Genomic DNA, 1,986 nt, shown 5'->3' on the forward strand with positions numbered 1-1,986 from the left:
CCCTTGTCCTTCAGGCGCTCGGCCCACGCCTCGGCGATGCCCGAGATGTCCCAGCCACGCGCGGCGATCCACCCCAGGTGGGTCTCCAGCACCTGGCCGACGTTCATCCGGCCGGGCACGCCCAGCGGGTTGAGGATGATGTCGACCGGGGTGCCGTCCTCAAGGAACGGCATGTCCTCGACCGGCAGGATCTTGGAGATGACGCCCTTGTTGCCGTGGCGGCCGGCCAGCTTGTCGCCGTCGGTGATCTTACGCTTCTGGGCCACGTAGACGCGGACCAGCTCGTTGACGCCCGGCGGGAGCTCGTCGCCCTCGTCGCGGCTGAACACGCGCACGCCGATGACCTTGCCCTGCTCGCCGTGCGGCACCTTCAGCGAGGTGTCGCGGACCTCACGGGCCTTCTCACCGAAGATGGCGCGCAGCAGCCGCTCCTCCGGGGTCAGCTCGGTCTCGCCCTTCGGGGTGACCTTGCCGACCAGGATGTCGCCGGGGACGACCTCGGCGCCGATCCGGATGATGCCGCGCTCGTCGAGGTCGGCCAGGACCTCTTCCGACACGTTGGGGATGTCCCGGGTGATCTCCTCCGGGCCCAGCTTGGTGTCGCGGGCGTCGACCTCGTGCTCCTCGATGTGGATCGAGGACAGGACGTCGTCCTGGACCAGGCGCTGGGACAGGATGATGGCGTCTTCGTAGTTGTGGCCCTCCCACGGCATGAACGCCACGAGCAGGTTCTTGCCGAGCGCCATCTCACCGTTGTCGGTGCAGGGGCCGTCGGCGATGACCTGGTTGACCTCGACCCGGTCGCCCTCGGCGACGATGGGCTTCTGGTTGAAGGAGGTGCCCTGGTTGGAGCGCTTGAACTTGGCGACCCGGTACGTCGTACGCGTGCCGTCGTCGTTCATGACGGTGACGTAGTCGGCCGAGACCTCCTCCACCACGCCGGCCTTCTCGGCGCTGATGACGTCGCCGGCGTCGGTCGCGGCACGGTACTCCATGCCGGTGCCGACCAGCGGCGCCTCGCTCTTGAGCAGCGGCACCGACTGGCGCTGCATGTTGGAGCCCATGAGCGCGCGGTTGGCGTCGTCGTGCTCGAGGAAGGGGATCATCGCGGTGGCGACCGACACCATCTGGCGCGGCGACACGTCGATGTAGTCGACTTCCTCGGCACGGGCGAGTTCGGTCTCGCCGCCCTTGGTACGGACCAGGACGCGGGACTCGGCGAACGACCCGTCGGGGTTGAGCGTCGTGTTGGCCTGCGCCTTGACGTAGCGGTCTTCCTCGTCGGCCGTCAGGTAGTCGATCTGGTCGGTCACCCTGCCGTCGACGACCTTGCGGTAAGGCGTCTCGACGAAGCCGAAGGCGTTGATGCGGCCGTAGGAGGCCAGCGAGCCGATCAGACCGATGTTCGGGCCTTCAGGGGTCTCGATCGGGCACATCCGGCCGTAGTGGGACGGGTGCACGTCACGGACCTCGAAGCCGGCCCGCTCACGGGACAGACCACCGGGGCCGAGCGCGGACAAACGCCGCTTGTGCGTCAGGCCGGCCAGCGGGTTGGTCTGGTCCATGAACTGCGACAGCTGCGAGGTGCCGAAGAACTCCTTGATGGAGGCCACGACGGGACGGATGTTGATCAGGGTCTGCGGCGTGATCGCCTCGACGTCCTGGGTGGTCATCCGCTCGCGGACGACGCGCTCCATGCGGGCCAGGCCCAGGCGGACCTGGTTCTGGATGAGCTCGCCGACGCTGCGCAGGCGGCGGTTGCCGAAGTGGTCGATGTCGTCGATCTCGACGATCACCTCACCGTTGGCGCCCGGCATCGACTCCTCGCCCGCGTGCAGGCGGACGATGTACTCGATGGTGGCGACGATGTCCTCTTCGGTCAGCGTGCCCTGCGTGATCTCGGAGTCGACCCCGAGCTTCTTGTTGATCTTGTAGCGGCCCACCTTGGCCAGGTCGTACCGCTTGGGGTTGAAGTACAGGTTCTCC

At 67.5% G+C, this 1,986-nt stretch carries 1 protein-coding gene; it reads right to left on the reverse strand.

The genetic code is table 11. From position 1 onward, the window contains the following. A partial coding sequence (locus ACIBQ8_RS51155; RefSeq protein WP_397195919.1) for a DNA-directed RNA polymerase subunit beta occupies positions 1-1,986 on the reverse strand: 1,986 nt, incomplete at both ends.

Source organism: Nonomuraea sp. NPDC049646, from assembly GCF_044465525.1.
GTDB lineage: Bacteria > Actinomycetota > Actinomycetes > Streptosporangiales > Streptosporangiaceae > Nonomuraea.